Source organism: Janthinobacterium aestuarii, assembly GCF_051380835.1.
Classification (GTDB): domain Bacteria; phylum Pseudomonadota; class Gammaproteobacteria; order Burkholderiales; family Burkholderiaceae_D; genus Janthinobacterium; species Janthinobacterium aestuarii.
Map to the genome: position 1 here is coordinate 658,112 of NZ_JBNYXU010000002.1, position 18,399 is coordinate 676,510.

Sequence of the window (18,399 nt, forward strand, 5' to 3'; positions counted from 1 at the left end):
TTGCTACCTAATTGAGTGACTATAAATCGAGACCATGACACAGCCTAATAACTTAGTTGAACAGTACGGACCGCGCGAAACCATGGAGTATGACGTGGTGATCGTCGGCGGTGGCCCCGCAGGCCTGGCCGCAGCGATCCGCCTGAAGCAGCTGGCCGCTGAAAAGAGCCAGGAAGTGTCCGTCTGCGTGCTGGAAAAAGGCGGCGAACTGGGCGCACATATCCTGTCGGGCGCCATCATGGATCCGAAAGCGCTCACGGAACTGATTCCGAACTGGAAAGAACTGGGCGCGCCCCTGAACACGGAAGTGACGGAAGACCGCATCCTGTTCCTGACCGAAACGAAAGCGTATAAAACGCCGGGCTTCGCCGTGCCGGCCTGCTTTGAAAACCACGGCAACTACATCGTCTCCCTGGGCAATGTGGTGCGCTGGATGGGCCAGCAGGCGGAAAACCTGGGCGTGGAAATCTTCCCGGGCTTCCCTGCCGCGGAAATCCTCTACAACGACGACGGCTCCGTGAAAGGCGTGGCGACCGGCAACATGGGCGTCAAGCGCGACGGCGAACCGGGTCCCGACTTCCAGTTGGGCATGGAATTGCACGCCAAGTACACGCTGTTCGCCGAAGGCGCGCGCGGCCACCTGGGCAAGCAGTTGATGGCCAAGTATGACTTGAACGCCGGCAAGGATCCTCAGTCGTACGGCATCGGCATCAAGGAATTGTGGGAAATCGACCCGGCCCAGCACAAGCCTGGCCTGGTGATCCACTCGAGCGGCTGGCCGCTGGACACGAAAACCTATGGCGGCTCCTTCCTGTACCACCTGGAAAACAACCAGGTGATGGTCGGCTACGTGGTCGGACTGAACTACGAAAACCCGTATTTGTCGCCGTACGAGGAATTCCAGCGCTACAAGACGCATCCGGAAATCCGCAAGTTCTTCGAAGGCGGCAAGCGTATTTCCTACGGCGCGCGCGCGATCGCGGCCGGCGGTCTGCAATCGTTGCCGAAACTGGTGTTTGCCGGCGGCGCGCTGATCGGCTGCGATGCGGGCTTTTTGAACATGAGCCGCATCAAGGGCAGCCACGCGGCCATCAAGAGCGGCATGCTGGCGGCGGACGCGGCCTTCGGCGCGCTGGGCGAACAGCGCCAGCACGACGAACTGACGAGCTACCCTGTCGCCTTTGAAAAATCGTGGCTGCATGAAGAGCTGCACGTGGCGCGCAACGTCAAGCCTTGGCTGTCGAAAGGTTTGTACCTGGGCAGTCTGATGACGGGCATCGACCAGCTGATCTTCCGCGGCAAGGCGCCGTGGACCCTGCACCACTCGCATGGCGACCACGAATGCCTGAAACCGGCCGCCCAGTCGAAAAAGATCGTGTATCCGAAACCCGATGGCAAGCTGACCTTCGACAAGATGTCGTCCGTGTTCATCTCGAACACGAACCACGCGGAAGACCAGCCCATCCACCTGACGTTGAAGAACGCCAGCGTGCCCGTCGATGTCAACCTGGCCACGTATGCGGGTCCGGAAGCCCGTTACTGTCCCGCCGGCGTGTACGAGTTCGTAAAGAACGACGATGGCGCCGAACGCCTGCAGATCAATGCGCAGAACTGCGTACACTGCAAGACCTGCGACATCAAGGATCCGACGCAGAACATCGTGTGGGTGACACCGGAAGGCGGCGGCGGCCCGAACTATCCGAACATGTAAGCACGTCGCCCGGCATGCCGCCGCAACAGCGCTACCGCAGCCGGTAGCGCTGCCCTGCTGCGGCTGCCGTGGGCTTACAGATACTTGTCGCCAGCCAGGCGGCTGCGTATCGTTTTTGCCGGCGTGCCATAGCTGACGCACAGCTCGGCCACGGGCCGCGTCACCACGGCACCGGCACCGACCACGCTGTGACTGCCTATGCGCATGCGCTGCAGCAGCAAGGCGCCCATGCCCAAGGCGCTGCACGTGCCGATGAAGCAGCCGCCGCCCGTCGCAGCGGCAGGCGCCAGGCTGGAAAATGCTTCCATCACGGAATCGTGATCGAGCGAGGCGCGCGTATTGACGATACAACCGTGCCCGACCTCGCAGCCGGGATTGATCACCGCCCCCGCCATCACCACGCTGCCCGCGCCGATACGCACGGTCCTGGCGACGCTTGCCTGCGGATGCACGGCGCTGACGAAGGGCAATTGCGGGCACAATGCCGCCACGCGGGCGGTCACGCTTGACCGCACGAAGTTATCGCCGATGGCCACCAGCACTCCTGCCACGGCCAGCTGCTCCACCAGGACCGGCAGATCGGACTCGGCGCCCAGGACGCGATAGCCCGAGGTTTCCTCGCCGACCGTTCGGAACGCATCGATCAAGCCGGCGATACGAAAGAGCCCCTGCCGTTCGACGACGTCGATGACGACCTTCGCGTGGCCGGATGAGCCAATGATTAAAATGTTTTGCATATCTGAGCTGAAAAGTGAACGATACCGGGCAGCGGCCATCCCGCAAGGACGGCGCCAATCCCAGCCATCATACCAGCAGCCCGGCGCAAGATATCCCATCCAGCCGACGGCAAAGTTTTTAAAACAGCCACTTTTTCCCGCGCTTTGACCAGCCAGCAACACCAAGTTTGCATTGCGACAGCATTCCTGGATAAATTCCACATGGAAAGTTTCTCAGAAGCACTTCCAACAGTTACAATTCCCTCTGCTAACCATTTCCCATTCCCTCCGCCCATGAACGCAAACGCCCTCCCCGCAGTGTCCCTCGACGCCGAATTGCAGCAGGCAATCACCGAACATCAGGCTGGCCGTTATGCCGAGGCGGAAGAACTTTACCTGGCGATTTTGCAGGCGCAGCCGTATCACGCCATCGCCAACCACAATATGGGCTTGCTGGCGGGACAAGTCGGGCAATACCAGGCAGGCTTGCCGTATCTGCACAAGGCGCTGTCGGTGAACCCCGACGAAGGCCAGTTCTGGCTGTCGTATGCGGATGGCTTGCTCAAGGCGGGCGAACGCGAACAGGCGCTGGAGATCGTCACGGCGGCCATCACGCGCGGTCTCGACAACGAACAGTCGCAAGGCTTGCGCAGCCGCATCGAAACGGCGATCGCCAGCACGCCGACAGCGCAGGAAACGCAGCACGTCATTGCGCTGTATCAAGCCGGCCACCATGCCGAACTGGAAGCGGCCAGCCACGCCCTGACGCAGCGCTATCCCGATTCCGATTTTGCCTGGAGCGTGCTAGGCACCGCCCTGCAATTACAGGGCAAGGATGCGTTCGAGGCCCTGCAAAAAACCGCGCAATTGGCGCCCAACGATGCCGAAGCGCATGGCAACCTGGGCACCGCATGGCAGGAACGGGGCATGTACGACCAGGCGATCGACAGCTATACCCGCGCGCTGGAGCTGAATCCGGACTTTGTCGAGGCGCATGGCAACCTGGCGGCGGCCCTGCAGGCGCAAGGCAAGCTGGAGCAGGCCGAACAGGCGTACCGGCAAGCGCTGGCGCTGCGTCCCGATTACGCCAAGGGCCATTTCAATCTCGGCAATACACTGCAAGCGATGCAGCGCAGCGCCGAAGCCATCGCGTGCTATCAACGCGCGCTGGCCCTGCTGCCGGGCGATGCTGACATCTATCTGAATCTGGGCAACGCCCAGCAGGACTTGCAGCAATGGCAAGCGGCCATCGTCAGCTACCGGGCCGTGCTGCAACTGGCGCCCCACACCACGGCGGCGCACGCCAATCTGGCCGCGGCACTGCATGAGGCCGAAGACTACGCGGGTGCCGTGGCCAGCTACCGCCGCGCCATCGAATTGCATCCCGACGACGCCAAGCTGCACAACAACCTGGGACGCGCCCTCCAGTCGCTGGAGCGGCCAGAAGAAGCCATCGCCGCGTATGAACAGGCGATCGCGCTCAATGGCGACTTCACCCAGGCGCTGAGCCATCTGGGATTGCTTCAATGCAAACAAAAGAATTACACGGCCGCCATCGAGTACTGCGCAACAGTGCTGCGCCTGCGGCCGGACGACGCGCAAGCCTGCGGCCAGCTCGCCATCGCCTACGGCGCCGCCGAAGACCATGACAATGCCCTGAAGTATTTCCAGCAAGCCATCGACCTGGCTCCCGGCAACGCCGCGAACCACAGGCAGCTGGCCGATTACTACAGCACCATCAAGCGCTATCCGCTCGCGGTGGAGGCATACCGCCGCACCCTGGAACTCGATTCCGACGATAGCGAAACGCACAACCACATGGGCGTCGCCCTGCAAGAGCTGGAGCAATACGACGCTGCCACCGCCGCCTATGAGCGCGCACTGGAACTGGAACCGAAAAACATCTCGGCGCTGTGCAACCTGGGCTCGACGCGACAGGCGCAGAAACAATTGGAACACGCAAAGCAGACGTATCTGGCCGCGCTCGCTATCGACCCCGCATTCGAGCGCGCTTACTTTGCGCTCGGCAATTGCTACGTGCTCATGAACGAGCCGCTGCTGGCGCTCGATTGCTACCACAAGACACTGGAAATCAATCCCGACTATCGTGACGCCTACGTCAATATCAGCGCCACTTTCAGCAATATCGGCAGGATAGAAGAAGCGATTGAAACCTGCCGCAAGGGCCTGGCCGTCTGCCCGCTGTGGGAAACCCTGTTCAGCAACTACCTGTTCCTGTTGTCGCATAGCACCGAGATCGATCCCCAGGCACTCTTTGCCGAGCATCGGCGCTTCAGTGACACCTTTGAAACGCATATCGCCAAAGGACGCGGGGAGCACAGCAACAGCCGCGACCCGCTGCGCACCTTGAAAGTCGGCTTCGTGTCGGGCGACCTGCACAACCACCCGGTGCCGCACTTTCTCATTCCGATACTGGAAAATATCGCCGATGACGCCCAGTTGTCGCTGTATGCCTACCACAACAATCCGTGTAATGACGACATCACGGAGCGCCTGCGGGAAGTCATTCCCCACTGGCGCCAGGTGGAACACCTGTCCGATCCTGACCTGGGCCAGCTGATCCGCGACGATGGCATCGACATCCTGATCGATTTGTCCGGCCACACCGGCAAGAACCGGCTGCTCATGTTTGCCGCCAAGCCCGCCCCTGTCCAGGCCAGCTGGATCGGCTACCCGCTCACGACGGGACTGCAATCGATCGATTACTATCTGGGCGATCAGCACTTCACGCCACCGGACGAATTGGGCGACCAATTCTCCGAGAAACTGCTGCTGCTGCCCGCCTGCGTGCCCTTCCTGCCGTCCAAGCTGGCGCCCAGCGTCCAGCCCGCGCCTGTATTGACAAATGGCTACATCACGTTTGGCAGCTTCAACCGCACCAATAAAATCAATCGCCAGGTCATCGCGCGCTGGGCCAGGGTGCTGCGCGCCGTCCCCGACTCCAAAATGATAGTGGCGGCCATGCCGAAATCGGAAGCGCCGCCACAACTGGCGGCCTGGTTCGCGGAAGAAGGCATTGCGCCGGAGCGCCTGACCTTCGAAGGACGCACGGGCATGGCGCAATTCATGGCCATCCATCACCGCATCGACGTGTGCCTCGATGCCTTCCCGTATTGCGGCAGCACGACGACCCTGCATGCGCTGTGGATGGGCGTGCCCACGCTGACGACGGCAGGCCCCACCATGCCTAGCCGCGCCGGCAACATGATCTTGCGCCAGGTCGAACTCGATGACTTTATCGCCACCGACGAAGAGGATCTGGTGCGCAAGAGCGTGGCCATGGCGGCCAATCCGATGTTGCTGGGCGCCTACCGCTTCAGCATGCGGCACCGCCTGGAACGTTCCGTCCTGGGCAAACCCAAGCTGATCACGGAAGGCCTGGAAAATGGCTTGCGCATCATCTGGCAACGCTGGTGCGAAGGCTTGCCGCCCGTCTCGTTCGAAGCACCCGTGGCCGTACCCAACCCGCCGATCGGATTATGATGAGCGCGCAAAAAAAACAAACCCGTGCATGTCACCCAGCCCCTGCTGCTGCCGCTGGAGGATTTCCTGCCGTATCTGGAAACGATCTGGCGCAACAAGAAGTAATACGGAACATCGCCTGATGCAAATTTCCACCGAAACCAATTTTTCCGGCGTGGCCGAAAACCATCCCTGGTCGGCCCAATTCACGGTACTGGGCTACGCTGATGGCGCCATCAGCACCCTGCCCCATCAATTTTTCCGCAACTGGCTGGACCAGGAACCGGAGGACGGCCACTTCTACATCGGGCGCGGCTCCTGTTTCGGCGTCGGTTCGCTGGTGAAATATGACAGCGGACAGCAAAGCCTGTGCGTCGGACGCTATGTGGCCGGCGGCTCGCGCCTGAGTTTCATCCTCAATGGCCAGCATGAAATGCGCACGGTCTCGACGTACATGCTGTCGATCCTCGGCGGCGGATTGAAAAATGCGCCACCGCCACAGTATGCCGACACGGTGATCAAGAACGATGTCTGGATCGGCGACGAAGTGATGGTGCTGGGCGGCAGCGTGATCGAAAACGGCTGCGTCATCGGCGCCCGCTCGCTGCTGCCACCGAATTTCCGCTCGGAACCCTATGGCATTTATGCAGGCTCGCCGGCGCGCCTGATCCGCCACCGCTTCACGGAAAAAGTCCGTGCCGCCCTGCTGGAACTGGCCTGGTGGGAAATGCCGCTGGAATGGGTACGCAACAATAACGCCATGTTCTTGGAAGACCTGTGCGCCGACGAAGCGAAGGCATTGCTGGTCATCGACATCCTGAAAAGCAGCCGCCAGCAATGGGAAGCGGAACACGGCGGCGTGACGGACTGAGCGTTCCGAAGCCTTGCCATTCAGGCAAGGAAAAATATATTTCCATACGGCATTTAATAAAGTGGAGGCGATGGTCGTCTTGTACTGGTAGGAGCAGATAAACCGTCGCTCCTCACCGTAACCACCCAATTAGGAATGACACCATGCTGAGCCTTCACACCAACGCTGCCTCCCTGTCGGCACAAAATTCGATCTCGAATACCCAATCCAAACTGTCGACTTCGATGACGCGCCTGAGCACCGGCTTCCGCATCAACTCGGCCATGGACGACGCTGCCGGCCTGCAAATCGCAACCCGCCTGAAAGCACAAACCAGCGGCATGACCGTTGCGATGAACAACACGCAAAACAGCACCTCGCTGCTGCAAACGGCTGAAGGCGCGTTCGCCGAAGTCACCAACATGCTGGTGCGCATGAAGGATCTGGCAACCCAGGCAGCCGACGCTTCGTCGACCAGCAACGACAAGATCGCCATGCAAGCCGAGTACAACGCACTGGGCCAAGAGCTGTACAACGTCATGACCAACACCACGTTCGGCGGCACCAAGCTGCTGGGCAAAGGTAGCGCCGCTGCCGACGGTACGCTGTCGACGTCGATGACGTTCCAGATCGGTGCAAGCTCGACCGAAAAAATGACTTTCGACGTATCGGGCAACCTGTCGACCTTGAACACCGCCCTGAGCGGCCTGAGCGCGAACTTCTCGAGCGGCGCATCGACCGGCGCAACGGAACTGACCGCTACCGCCAACGCCACTATCGGCCTGCTGGCTACCGCCATCGACAGCGTCAGCACCGTGCGTTCGGCACTGGGCGCGACGGCTAACCGTCTGGACCACGTCAACACCAACTTGTCGAACATCGCCACCAACACCAAAGCTGCTACCGGCCGCATCATGGACACCGACTTCGCTACCGAAAGCTCGAACATGACGTCGTCGCAAATGCTGCTGCAAGCTGGCACCGCGATGCTGAAACAAAGCAACAGCATGTCCTCGATGGTCATGTCCCTGCTGCAATAATATCGGCTTGGCCGCTTGCGGCCAGTCTCTTCGAAGCCAGACTCCGGTCTGGCTTTTTTTTCGTCTGCAGCTGGCGCAAACCGGCCGCAACACCAGCAAAATGGGCCGGCGGAACAAGAAACAGCATTTATTTTAAAAAATTTCCTTAAAGCATTTAATTAAGGTGGCGGCACGGTCGTCTTGTACTGATAGGAGCAGATAAACCGTCGCTCCTCACCGTAACCACCCAATTAGGAATGACACCATGCTGAGCCTTCACACCAACGCTGCCTCCCTGTCGGCACAAAATTCGATCTCGAATACCCAATCCAAACTGTCGACTTCGATGACGCGCCTGAGCACCGGCTTCCGCATCAACTCGGCCATGGACGACGCTGCCGGCCTGCAAATCGCAACCCGCCTGAAAGCACAAACCAGCGGCATGACCGTTGCGATGAACAACACGCAAAACAGCACCTCGCTGCTGCAAACGGCTGAAGGCGCGTTCGCCGAAGTCACCAACATGCTGGTGCGCATGAAAGACTTGGCTACCCAAGCCTCCGATGCTTCGTCGACCGCCAACGACAAGATCGCCATGCAAGCCGAGTACAACGCACTGGGCCAAGAGCTGTACAACGTCATGACCAACACTACGTTCGGCGGCACCAAGCTGCTGGGCGACGGCGCAGCTGCTGCCTCCGGCACGCTGTCGACCTCGATGACGTTCCAGATCGGTGCAAGCTCGACGGAAAAAATGAGCTTCGACGTTTCCGGCAACCTGACCGCGCTGAACGCAGCCCTGACCGGCCTGAGCAAGAACTTCTCGTCGGCAGCATCGACCGGCGCAACGGAACTGACCGCTACCGCCAACGCCACCATCGGCCTGCTGGCTACCGCCATCGACAGCGTCAGCACCGTGCGTTCGGCACTGGGCGCGACGGCTAACCGTCTGGACCACGTCAACACCAACTTGTCGAACATCGCCACCAACACCAAAGCTGCTACCGGCCGCATCATGGACACCGACTTCGCTACCGAAAGCTCGAACATGACGTCGTCGCAAATGCTGCTGCAAGCTGGCACCGCGATGCTGAAACAAAGCAACAGCATGTCCTCGATGGTCATGTCCCTGCTGCAATAATATCGGCTTGGCCGCTTGCGGCCAGTCTCTTCGAAGCCAGACTCCGGTCTGGCTTTTTTTCGTCTGCAGTTTCTGGTATTTCCGGCATCTTGACCTAAATTGCCATCACGTTTAACGATGTTGCCGGCATAGTCGCCTATACAAGGTAGAACACCGAACAATCGTCCACTGGAGCCGCCGCGTGCTGAGCATTCATACCAATACTGCCGCACTGTCTGCCCAGCGGGCCATGGGCTGGGCACAGCAACTGCTGTCGACGTCGATGACGCGCCTCTCCACGGGCTTTCGCATCAACTCGGCCATGGACGATGCGGCCGGCTTGCAGATCGCCACCAGGCTGAGCGCTCAGACCAGCGGCATGGCGGTCGCCATGCGCAACACGCAAAACAGTACTTCCCTGCTGCAAACGGCCGAAGGCGCGTTTGGCGAAGTCACCAGCATGCTCGTGCGCATGAAGGACCTGGCCACCCAGGCAGCGGATGCCTCGTCGAACCAGAAGGACCGCGAGGCCATGCAGGGCGAATACGATGCGCTGGGCGCCGAACTGTACAACGTGATGACGAACACCCGCTACGGCGGCACTTTATTGCTGGGCAACGGCAGCGCCGGCATGGGCACCCTGTCGCAAGCCCTGACGTTCCAGATCGGCGCCACCGGCAGCGAAACCATGCAGTTCAGCGTGGCGGGCGACATGGGCGCGCTCAACGCGGCACTACAGGCGATCTCCGTCAATTTCGCGCCAGGCGCCACCGCCGGCAGCGAATTTGCCAGCAACAGCAGCGCCAACGGCATGATCGACATGCTGGCGGCGGCCGTCGACAAGGTCGGCAGCGTGCGCTCGGCGCTGGGCGCCACCGCGAACCGGCTCGGACACATCTACAATAACCTGTCCAACATGGTCACCAACACCAGGACCGCCATCGGCCGCATCATGGATGTCGACTACGCGGCAGAAAGCGCCAACATGACTTCGGCGCAAATGCTGCTGCAGGCGAGCACGGCAATGCTCAAGCAAAGCCAGAGCATGAGCAAGCTGATTCTTTCTTTATTACAATAATTACCGGCAGGGCGCGATGGCAGATCGGATGAATATGTATCAGCAGGAAACAATGGCATGGCGATAGACCGCATTGCATCGGGCAATCCGGTGCCCCTGATTACCCAGCGCTTCGACGTCAGCCCCGCTACGCCGATGGTGCCGGGCGTGGTCCAGCCGCTGGTGCCGATCGGCCCCTACATGGCGCCCGCGCCCGACGCCGGCACCCTGCCCGCCCAGCTGCAGCAGAAGGGACAGGACAGCCTGGCATCCCTCATCAAGCCCAATGCCGATGGTACGGGCGGAGCCCTGCCGCGCGACAGCAGCGCCATGCAGGTCAACCAGCTGTTCTTCACGCGCCAGCTGATCTGGCAGCCGCCCGACGCGGCGCAGCTGGCCGCTTCGTGGCGCGTGATGGTCAGGACCTATGGCGAACAATATGCGGCCTTGCAGGAACAGGCGCGCGGCCAGCACGTGCCGGGCAATCTGTTCATGGCCGAACAGCAACCGGCCCTGCTGCGCGAAGGCGCCCGCCCGCCGTTGACGGTCGACAGCGAAGCGTGGCGCTTTGCCGTGTATGGCTGGGGCGGCCAGCGCCTGCTGCTGCGCGTACTGGCCAGCGATGAAGACGACGACGCAACACCACGACGGCGCGGCAAGGTGGCGCTGCGCGTTGAACTGATCATCATCGGCATCGGCCGGGTGGTGATCCAGATGGAGCCGTCCGGCGACGGCGTGCTGCTGGAACTGGCCGCCGACGAGGAAGCGGCGCTGCGCCATTTGCGCCTGGCCCTGCCCGAGATCGCCGACGCCGTGCGGCGCGCGGGCCTGCGCCTGGTGCGCTGCCGCCTGAACCGCCAGCTGCATGCGCAGCGCGTGCACGGCAACTACCCGATGCAGGCGGGCGCCGCTTCGCTATCGCTGCCCCTGTTCCGCGCCATGGCCGAAGTGGCCCTGCTGCTGACGCAGCCGGAAGCGGAAGCGGCGGCCGATCCCGATGCGCCCACGGCACCCGCCGCCGAAGCCGAAGAGGAGCCCATCCTCGTCTCGAAGGAAGTGGCGGCGCCGTTCGGTTACGACTATGGCGACGAGGAAGAGTCGGCGCAAGGCAGCACCGTGCTGCTGCTGGCCGACGGCCAGGAGCACGAGCTGTTACCGCCCATCGACGAGCAGGATTGACGCGGCATAAAAAAACGGCGCCCGCAGCGCCGTTTTTTATCGTTCCTGCAATTTACCCCACCGTGCCGATGATGCTCACTTCGCGGTTTTCCGGGATTTCGTTGTACGACAGCACGTGCAGGCCCGGCGCGAACAGGCGCGCGTAGCGGGCCAGCAGCGGACGGATCTGCGGCAGCACCAGCAGCAGCGGCGGCGTGGCCTGCTGCTTCATCTGCTCGCGCGCCACCGGCATGTTCACCTGCAGCTGCGACAGCAAATGCGGGTCGATCGGATAGTTGTCCAAAGTCACCTTGCCCGACTGGCGCGCCTGGTTCAGGGAACCAAGCAGCATGTTTTCCAGCTCGCCACCCAGGTTAAACGCCTGCATTTCCATCTTTTGGCCGAACAGGCCGCTGACGATCTGGCGCCGCAGCGCGCAGCGCACTTCAGCGGCCAGCAGGATCGGGTCCTTGGTCGTTTCCGAACTGTCGAGCAAGGTGGTGGCGATGGGTACGATATCCTTCAGTGACACGCTTTCCGCCAGCAAGACGCGGAACACGCGCAGCAGCTGCGTGTGCGTCAGCGCCTTGTCCAGCGCGCCGGCCAGTTTCGGCGACAGGGCCGTCAGGCGCTCCATCATGTTCGAGACATCTTCGTGGCGGAACAGTTCCGGCAGGTATTCGCGCACCATCTTCGACAAGTGGGTGGCGATCACGCTGGGCGCCTCGATGACCTGGTAGCCGAGGCCCAGCGCATGCGCCTTTTCGCTCGGCTCGATCCACGTGACGGGCATGCCGTAGGCCGGCTCGATGCCGGGAATGCCGTCGAGCTGGCCATACACGTTCGGCGACGGGATCGCCATCAGGCGGTCGGCCTGCACTTCCGCCTGCGCCACCACGGTGCCAGACAGCACGATCGCGTACTGCGATGGCTTCAGGGCCAGGTCGTCGCGCACGCCGATATTTGGCAGTAGCAAGCCCATCGATTCGGACAGGCTCTGGCGCACGCCCTTGACGCGCTTGTTCAACGGTTCGCCCTGGGTTTTATCCACCATGCCAACCAGCTTGTAGCCAAGCATCACCATCAGCGGTTGCACGGCGGGCAATTGCTGCCATTCCAGTTCGGCCGGCTTGTCGTCGCGCAGGGCCGCTTCGATGGCCGCCAGGCCGGCCGCGTCGGGCCCCTTCACGCGCTTGGTCAGGCGCCAGGCGACAAAGGCCAGCACGGCGGCAAAGGTCATGAACATGAACCACGGCATGCCCGGAATGAGAGCCAGCGCCACCATCATGCCGGCCGCGCTGTAGATCACCGTTGGCGAGGTCAGCACCTGGCCTGCCACTTGCTGTTCGAAATCGCCCGAATCGCTGATGCGGGTTACGAGGATGGCGGCCGCAGCCGACAGCAGCAGCGCCGGAATCTGCGCCACCAGGCCATCACCGATGGTCAGCAGTGCGTACTGGCGGAAGGCGTCGCCGAACGACAGGTCGTGCATCAGCGAGCCGATGGCCACGCCGCCGACCATGTTGATGATCAAAATCAAAATACTGGCGACGGCATCGCCGCGCACGAACTTCGACGCGCCGTCCATGGCGCCATAGAAATCCGCTTCGGCGGCCACGTCCTTGCGGCGAATCTGGGCTTTTTCCTGGTTGATCAGGCCGGCATTCAGGTCGGCGTCGATCGCCATCTGCTTGCCCGGCAAGGCATCGAGGGTAAAGCGCGCCGACACTTCCGAAATGCGCTCGGCGCCCTTGGTGACAACGGCGAAGTTGATGATCATCAAGATCACGAAGACCACGATACCGACGACGAAGTTACCGCCAATGACCACGTTACCGAAGGCCTCGATCACCTTACCGGCCGCATCCGCGCCCGTATGGCCGTGCAGCAGCACCACGCGCGTCGACGCCACGTTGAGGGTCAGCCTGAGCATGGTGGTGGCGAGGATCACCGTCGGGAAGACGGAGAAATCGAGCGGCCGCTTGGCCGAGACGCTGACGAGGATGACGATCAGTGCCAGCACGATATTGAAAGTGAACAAGATATCGAGCAGCACGGGCGGCAGCGGCAGGATGATCATCGCCAGGATCACCAGCAGGAACAGCGGCGTGGCGAACTTGTGGCGGCGCATTTCGGCAACCAACCGGTTCAGGAAATTCATGAAGGTACTACCTCGCTCAAATGAGATGGCACGACCACCTCGGTGGGAAATGGGGGCTGGGCAGCGCGCTGCCCAGTACGGAATGCTTTCAGCTGCAGTATGTAGTTGAGCACCTGCGACACGGCCTGGTACAGCTGCACGGGAATCTGCTGCTGCACCTGGCTGGTGTTGTAGATGGCGCGCGCCAGCGGCGGCAACTCCAGCGTTTCGATATTGTGTTCCTTCGCCACTTGCCGGATATACAGCGCCATCTCGTCGACGCCCTTGGCAACGACGAACGGCGCCTCGGCGCGGTCCTGGTCATACTTGAGCGCGACGGCGTAATGCTCGGGATTGACGATCACCACGTCGGCGTCGGGCACGGTCTTGCGCACGCTGCGCCGGCCGATCTGCTGCTGCAGCTGGCGGATGCGCTGGCGCACTTCGGGCCGCCCCTCGCTGCTCTTATGTTCTTCCTTGACGTCCTGCTTGCTCATGCGCTGGTTGCGGGCAAAGAAAAACGCCTGCGCCGGCACATCGATGATGGCAAACAGCACGAAGACGGAAATGAGCGCCATCAGGCCGTCGAGCATCAGCGCCGAGCCATCGAGCATGGCCTGCTGCAGGGGCCGGTGCTGCAAATCCACGTACTGCGTCAGGCTGGAGCGGCTCACGTGCACGAGCACCATGCCCAGCACGGCGGCCTTGGCGATCGACAAGCCGAATTCAAAGCCATGCTTGGGCGACACCAGGCGGCCCAGGTTCTTGGCCGGACTCAGGCGCTCCATCTTCGGCGCCCAGTTCTTCGTGCTGATGACCCAGCCGCCGGGGATCAAGGAGCCGAGCACGACGAACAAGGGCACGCAGAACAGCGGCACGATCATCTTGATCAGCAAACCCACCGACGTGGTAAACGCCATCGACATGGCATTTTCCAGCGCGCCCTTGCTGTCGAGCGGCATGAAGGCCATGGCGAACAGCTCGCGAAAGCTGAGCAGATAACCGGGCAGCAGGTAAATGAAGACCTTCATGCTGATCAGGATGCCCAGCGCCGTCGACAGGTCGCGCGAACGCACCACCTGCCCTTCCTGGCGCGATTTCTTCAGCTTCTGTGCTGAAGCCTTTTCTGTTTTGTCGCCAGTGCTGCTATCCGCCATGGGCCACCCGCATTTGTTCCTGGATCATGTCGAGCACGCGGTTCGTCATGGCGACATAGTGCTCCGGGATAAAGCGCACGATCTGTATCAGCATCAGCAGGCCGAACATGGTGATCATGGAAAAACCCAGCGAAAACAGGTTCAGCGACGGCGCCACCCGGTTCAGGAAACCAAAGCCCAGCTGCACCACCATGGTGGAAAAGACGATGGGCAAGGCCAGCAGCATGGCGGCGGCGAAGATCCACGCCACGTTATACGCCACCGTCTGCAACAGCATCGGCCCGTAGCCCTGCCCCACGGGCCAGGCCGTGAAACTGGCGCCGATCACGCCCGTCAGCACAAGGTGGCCGTCAATGGCGAAAAACACGATCATGCACATGATGGTGAGCAAACCCGTGATCACGTCCGACGACGTGCCGTTGAGCGGGTCATTCATGACGGCCATGGAAAAGCCCACCTGGCTCGACACGAGGTAACCGAGCACCGACATGACGGACATGGCGAAGTGGAAAGCCAGGCCCAGGACGAAGCCGATGATGGCCTGCTCCAGGGTGGCGACGAGGGCGTGCAGGGAAAACGGATCGATCTTCAGTAATTCCTGCGACACGCCCGACGCCTGCATCACGGGCAGCATCAGGATCGCCAGCACCAGCGACAGCAGCACCCGCACGGGAACGGGCACCATGGCGTCGCCGATCACGGGCGAGGCGCTGAGCATGGCCAGGATGCGGCAGAACGGCCACCACACGGCCAGCAGAAACGGCAGCACCTGATTGAAAATCTGATCCATGGCGCGCGGCGCTATCCGACCAGGGTGGCGGCGCGCTGAAAAATGGACACGCAATAATCCATCAGGTAACCGGCCATCCAGCGTCCGGCCAGGATCAGGGCCAGCAGGGTGACCAGCAGGCGCGGCAGGAAACTCATGGTCTGTTCATTGATCGAGGTGGCCGCCTGCACCAGCGCGACCAGCAAGCCCATGAGCAAACCCGGCACGACCAGGATCACCACCAGCAGCATGACGACATGCAATGCTTCGATGATCAGGTCGACGGCGACTTCAGGGGTAAACATCGGTCAATAGCCCTGTATGCTGGTAACTAAGGTGTTGACGGTCAGGGTCCAGCCGTCGACGAGCACGAACAGCAGCAGCTTGAACGGCAGCGAGATGACGAGTGGCGACAGCATCATCATGCCCATGGCCATCAGCACGGATGCCACCACCAGGTCGATGATGAGGAAGGGGATGAACAGCATGCAGCCGATCTGGAACGCCGTCTTGAGTTCGGACAATACAAACGCGGCCAGCTTGACCGTGAAACTATGGTCTTGCGGACGCGTGCTCGACGGTTCGCCGGCCAGGTGCGCGATCTGCGCCAGCGCCGCCTTGCTCGTCTGCGCCAGCATGAAGCGCGAAATCGGCACTTCGGCAATTTTCAAGGCTTCCTGCATGCCGATCTGGTCGCGGTCATAAGGCACGAACGCTTCCTTCCACACCTGGTCGCCGATGGGACGCATGACCAGCAAGGTGAGAATCAGGGCGATGCCGGTGACGATACGGTTGGGCAAGCCCTGCTGCAGGCCCAGGGCCTGGCGCAGCAGGGACAGCACGATGACGAAACGGGTAAAGCTGGTCATCATCATGACCATCACGGGCAGCAGCCCGAGCAGGGTCATGACGACGAGGATCTGCATCTTCACCGACAGGTCGGTTTTCGCGCCCGGCACCACGCCAGCGAGCAGGTCCTGCGCGCCGGCCGTGCTGCAGCACAGCATCAGAACAGGGACAGCCAGCGCGGCAGCCAGCGCGCCGCGGCGCCGGCTCAAGCCGGGTACCGCCAGCTTCATGCTGTCATCAGGTCGAGATTGAGGCCGTCGAGGTCGATGACTTTCAGGCCATAGTTCTCGCCGGCCACCACCACTTCGGCACGACCGATCGGTGTGCCGTTGACCTTGATCACCAGCGGTTCGCCGGCCAGCATGTCGAGTTCGATCACGCTTTCCGGGCCGATGGCCATCAACTCTTCCAGCGAGATGCGGGCCGAGCCCACTTCCAGGGTCAGGGTGACGGGAATCTTGCGCATCATCTGCGGAATGTCGCGGCGCGCGCGGGTGCTGGCCACGTCGGAGACGTCGCCCTGGTCGATGATCATGTCGTCGCCCAGGTCTTCCAGCAGGGTTTCGCTCTGGTTGGTATCGGTGATATTCATATTATTCGACATCTTCAAATGAGGTTAAACACAGCTTGCCCTTGTGTTCGGAAACAGCCGCTGTAAATAAACGGGAGTCGTCAAGCATGACGTCAGTACGGCTCAGGCTGACGGGAATCACGTCACCCACGCGCAGGTCGAACAAGGCGCCCAGCTGCACCTGCTTGCTGACCAGACGCCCCTCCAGGGTTACTTGCAGACGCGAAGCGAGCGGGCGCACGCTGCCACGCAAGGCTTTCTTCGCTTGCGCGCGCTCGGGCAGCAGGCCGCGCAGCACGTCGGCCATCAGGCGCTTGTCCAGCGAAAACCAGAACTGGCCGCTCTGCCCCGCCTCGACGTCGCTGAGCGCCACGGTGACGATCCAGCTGCCGCGCGCCGGATGCACGCCGGACTGCACGGCGACCTCGGCACTGGTGTCGATGTCGCTGCTCTTGCCCAGGGTTTGCAGGTTCTTGTGGATGCGGGTGAACAAACTGTGGACCAGCTGTTGTCCCAGCACCACAGCGAGGCGCTCTTCCGTTGCCGTCACACGCACTTGCGCCGGATCGGGCAGCGCACCCTTGGCGCCGGCACTACCGTAGCGGTAGTTCAGCACGCTCAACAGTATCTGCCGTTCGAGGGCAAAGCCCGGCTGACCGGCCGACGTGGAAAAACTCAACCAGCGGTTCACGCTGTCTTCGTTGTCCACGCGCGACAAAGTCACGGCGTCGATCTGGAAATTGCCCCAGTAGCGACGGCTCATTGGCTGGCGCAGGGCCACGGCCAGGTCGTCGCGCAGCTGGGCGCCGAATACATGCAGCAAATGGACAGGACGTCCAAGCAGACAGGAATCGAGGACTTGATGGCGCACAGTTTGATCTGTCTTGGTAATGATTGTCATGTAGTGGTCATGTCGGTATTGCGGTGGCAGAACAAATTATACGGATCGCCCGAAATTAAATACAGCATCATCTTGGCCTTGCCAACAGGTCTGCAAGCAAACGATTGCGCATCGTATCGCATGCTCGATGACTACGGTGCTGAACAATACATGAAAAAGCCAAATATTGCCATGTATCAATATTCCTTGAGGCAATTCTCTCTTTACTTTATAGTTGCCCCGAGGTAAGCTTATAGCGACAAAATAGTGATTTGCAGTGCGCCATTCCGCTTACCTGATTCCGGTTTTTATGGCAGTTCCCAGCCCCTCTTATTGCCACCAGAAGAAACTTTTATCAGATAATTATTAGTTGTCATGGCCATGTAAATCATGTCGGCGCAAGTCTGCCGGGTTTGTTTGAATCTGCTGAGCGGATGGTGTGGCAACTGATAAAACTGATGAGTCCAATTTAAATCGGGCCGGGCAAGATGGCATTGGATGTAATGCCTGCCGGAATGGCAAACCAGTAATTTCTGATTGATACGTCACCGCATATTGAAAGTAGAGGGCAAGATGAGCAACGAACTCGCAGGTCTGATCAAGGCCGATCTGGCAGCACTGAGCAATGACGCGCGCGCCCTGGGCGCCAGTATCGCGCCCGCCGCCCAGTTCGGCGCACCGGAACAATCCGGTTTCTCGTTTGCGCAAAGCATGAAAGACGCCATCGGCAAGGTCAACGGCGACGACCGCCTGGCCGCGCAAAAAATGAGCGACGTCGACAGCGGCAAGAGCGACGACATGGTCGGCGCCATGCTGGCCAGCCAGGAAGCGAGCCTGTCCTTCTCCATGTTGATGCAAGTGCGCAACAAGGTCATGGGCGCCATCGACGAACTCATCAAACTGCCTCTGTAATCTTCAC

The 18,399-nt window shown here is 61.1% G+C and carries 16 protein-coding genes; 8 read left to right on the forward strand and 8 right to left on the reverse strand.

Going from position 1 to position 18,399, the window contains the following annotated elements; all coding sequences use genetic code 11:
- The first annotated feature begins 34 nt into the window (after window positions 1-34).
- Entirely contained in the window at window positions 35-1,711 is a 1,677-nt protein-coding gene (locus tag ACQ4WO_RS09060; protein ID WP_175444538.1) for an electron transfer flavoprotein-ubiquinone oxidoreductase, read from the forward strand.
- Between the two features lie 74 nt (window positions 1,712-1,785).
- On the opposite strand, the gene ACQ4WO_RS09065 is transcribed toward ACQ4WO_RS09060, so the two are convergent.
- Window positions 1,786-2,448 (reverse strand): acetyltransferase, encoded by a 663-nt coding sequence (locus ACQ4WO_RS09065; protein WP_436481111.1) that lies wholly within the window; start codon window positions 2,446-2,448, stop codon window positions 1,786-1,788.
- 273 nt (window positions 2,449-2,721) lie between these two features.
- On the opposite strand from ACQ4WO_RS09065, the gene ACQ4WO_RS09070 reads away from it, so the two are divergent.
- The 6 genes from ACQ4WO_RS09070 (at window position 2,722) to ACQ4WO_RS09095 (ending at window position 11,135) form a co-directional block, all read left to right on the forward strand.
- Complete coding sequence (locus ACQ4WO_RS09070) at window positions 2,722-5,931, forward strand: tetratricopeptide repeat protein (RefSeq protein ID WP_436481112.1); 3,210 nt, start codon at window positions 2,722-2,724, stop codon at window positions 5,929-5,931.
- Window positions 5,932-6,052: 121 nt separating this feature from the next.
- Entirely contained in the window at window positions 6,053-6,781 is a 729-nt protein-coding gene (locus ACQ4WO_RS09075; protein WP_436481113.1) for an LbetaH domain-containing protein, read from the forward strand.
- 143 nt (window positions 6,782-6,924) lie between these two features.
- Entirely contained in the window at window positions 6,925-7,800 is an 876-nt protein-coding gene (locus ACQ4WO_RS09080; RefSeq protein ID WP_436481114.1) for a flagellin N-terminal helical domain-containing protein, read from the forward strand.
- A 244-nt stretch (window positions 7,801-8,044) separates the two neighbouring features.
- Window positions 8,045-8,920 (forward strand): flagellin N-terminal helical domain-containing protein, encoded by an 876-nt coding sequence (locus ACQ4WO_RS09085; protein ID WP_128139607.1) that lies wholly within the window; start codon window positions 8,045-8,047, stop codon window positions 8,918-8,920.
- A 181-nt stretch (window positions 8,921-9,101) separates the two neighbouring features.
- Window positions 9,102-9,977 (forward strand): flagellin N-terminal helical domain-containing protein, encoded by an 876-nt coding sequence (locus ACQ4WO_RS09090; protein ID WP_436481115.1) that lies wholly within the window; start codon window positions 9,102-9,104, stop codon window positions 9,975-9,977.
- 57 nt (window positions 9,978-10,034) lie between these two features.
- Window positions 10,035-11,135, forward strand: a complete 1,101-nt coding sequence (locus tag ACQ4WO_RS09095) for a hypothetical protein (RefSeq protein WP_436481116.1) — start codon at window positions 10,035-10,037, stop codon at window positions 11,133-11,135.
- A 52-nt stretch (window positions 11,136-11,187) separates the two neighbouring features.
- Here the strand turns inward: ACQ4WO_RS09095 and ACQ4WO_RS09100 are convergent, their stop codons facing one another.
- From ACQ4WO_RS09100 to ACQ4WO_RS09130, 7 genes are read right to left on the reverse strand one after another with little or no spacing between them, the layout of a single operon-like run.
- Window positions 11,188-13,275 carry a flagellar biosynthesis protein FlhA gene (locus tag ACQ4WO_RS09100; RefSeq protein ID WP_436481117.1) on the reverse strand — a complete coding sequence of 696 codons (2,088 nt, stop codon included), beginning with the start codon at window positions 13,273-13,275 and terminating at the stop codon, window positions 11,188-11,190.
- Entirely contained in the window at window positions 13,272-14,411 is a 1,140-nt protein-coding gene (locus ACQ4WO_RS09105) for an EscU/YscU/HrcU family type III secretion system export apparatus switch protein (protein WP_128139613.1), read from the reverse strand. Before ACQ4WO_RS09105 ends, ACQ4WO_RS09100 begins: the two co-directional genes overlap by 4 nt.
- Window positions 14,401-15,201, reverse strand: coding sequence for a flagellar biosynthetic protein FliR (locus tag ACQ4WO_RS09110; RefSeq protein ID WP_436481118.1), 801 nt, complete (start codon window positions 15,199-15,201; stop codon window positions 14,401-14,403). Before ACQ4WO_RS09110 ends, ACQ4WO_RS09105 begins: the two co-directional genes overlap by 11 nt.
- A gap of 11 nt (window positions 15,202-15,212) precedes the next feature.
- Window positions 15,213-15,485, reverse strand: coding sequence for a flagellar biosynthetic protein FliQ (locus ACQ4WO_RS09115; RefSeq protein WP_034757874.1), 273 nt, complete (start codon window positions 15,483-15,485; stop codon window positions 15,213-15,215).
- A 3-nt stretch (window positions 15,486-15,488) separates the two neighbouring features.
- Window positions 15,489-16,259 (reverse strand): flagellar type III secretion system pore protein FliP, encoded by a 771-nt coding sequence (fliP, locus tag ACQ4WO_RS09120; protein ID WP_436481119.1) that lies wholly within the window; start codon window positions 16,257-16,259, stop codon window positions 15,489-15,491.
- On the reverse strand, window positions 16,256-16,621 hold the full coding sequence (locus ACQ4WO_RS09125; protein WP_034757866.1) for a FliM/FliN family flagellar motor switch protein: 366 nt from the start codon (window positions 16,619-16,621) through the stop codon (window positions 16,256-16,258). Before ACQ4WO_RS09125 ends, fliP begins: the two co-directional genes overlap by 4 nt.
- Window position 16,622: 1 nt before the next feature.
- A complete protein-coding gene (locus tag ACQ4WO_RS09130) occupies window positions 16,623-17,501 on the reverse strand; it encodes a FliM/FliN family flagellar motor switch protein (RefSeq protein WP_436481120.1) in 879 nt (292 codons plus the stop codon).
- A 552-nt stretch (window positions 17,502-18,053) separates the two neighbouring features.
- Between ACQ4WO_RS09130 and fliE the strand changes: the two genes are divergently transcribed.
- Window positions 18,054-18,392 carry a flagellar hook-basal body complex protein FliE gene (gene fliE / locus ACQ4WO_RS09135; protein ID WP_436481121.1) on the forward strand — a complete coding sequence of 113 codons (339 nt, stop codon included), beginning with the start codon at window positions 18,054-18,056 and terminating at the stop codon, window positions 18,390-18,392.
- Window positions 18,393-18,399 lie beyond the last annotated feature (7 nt).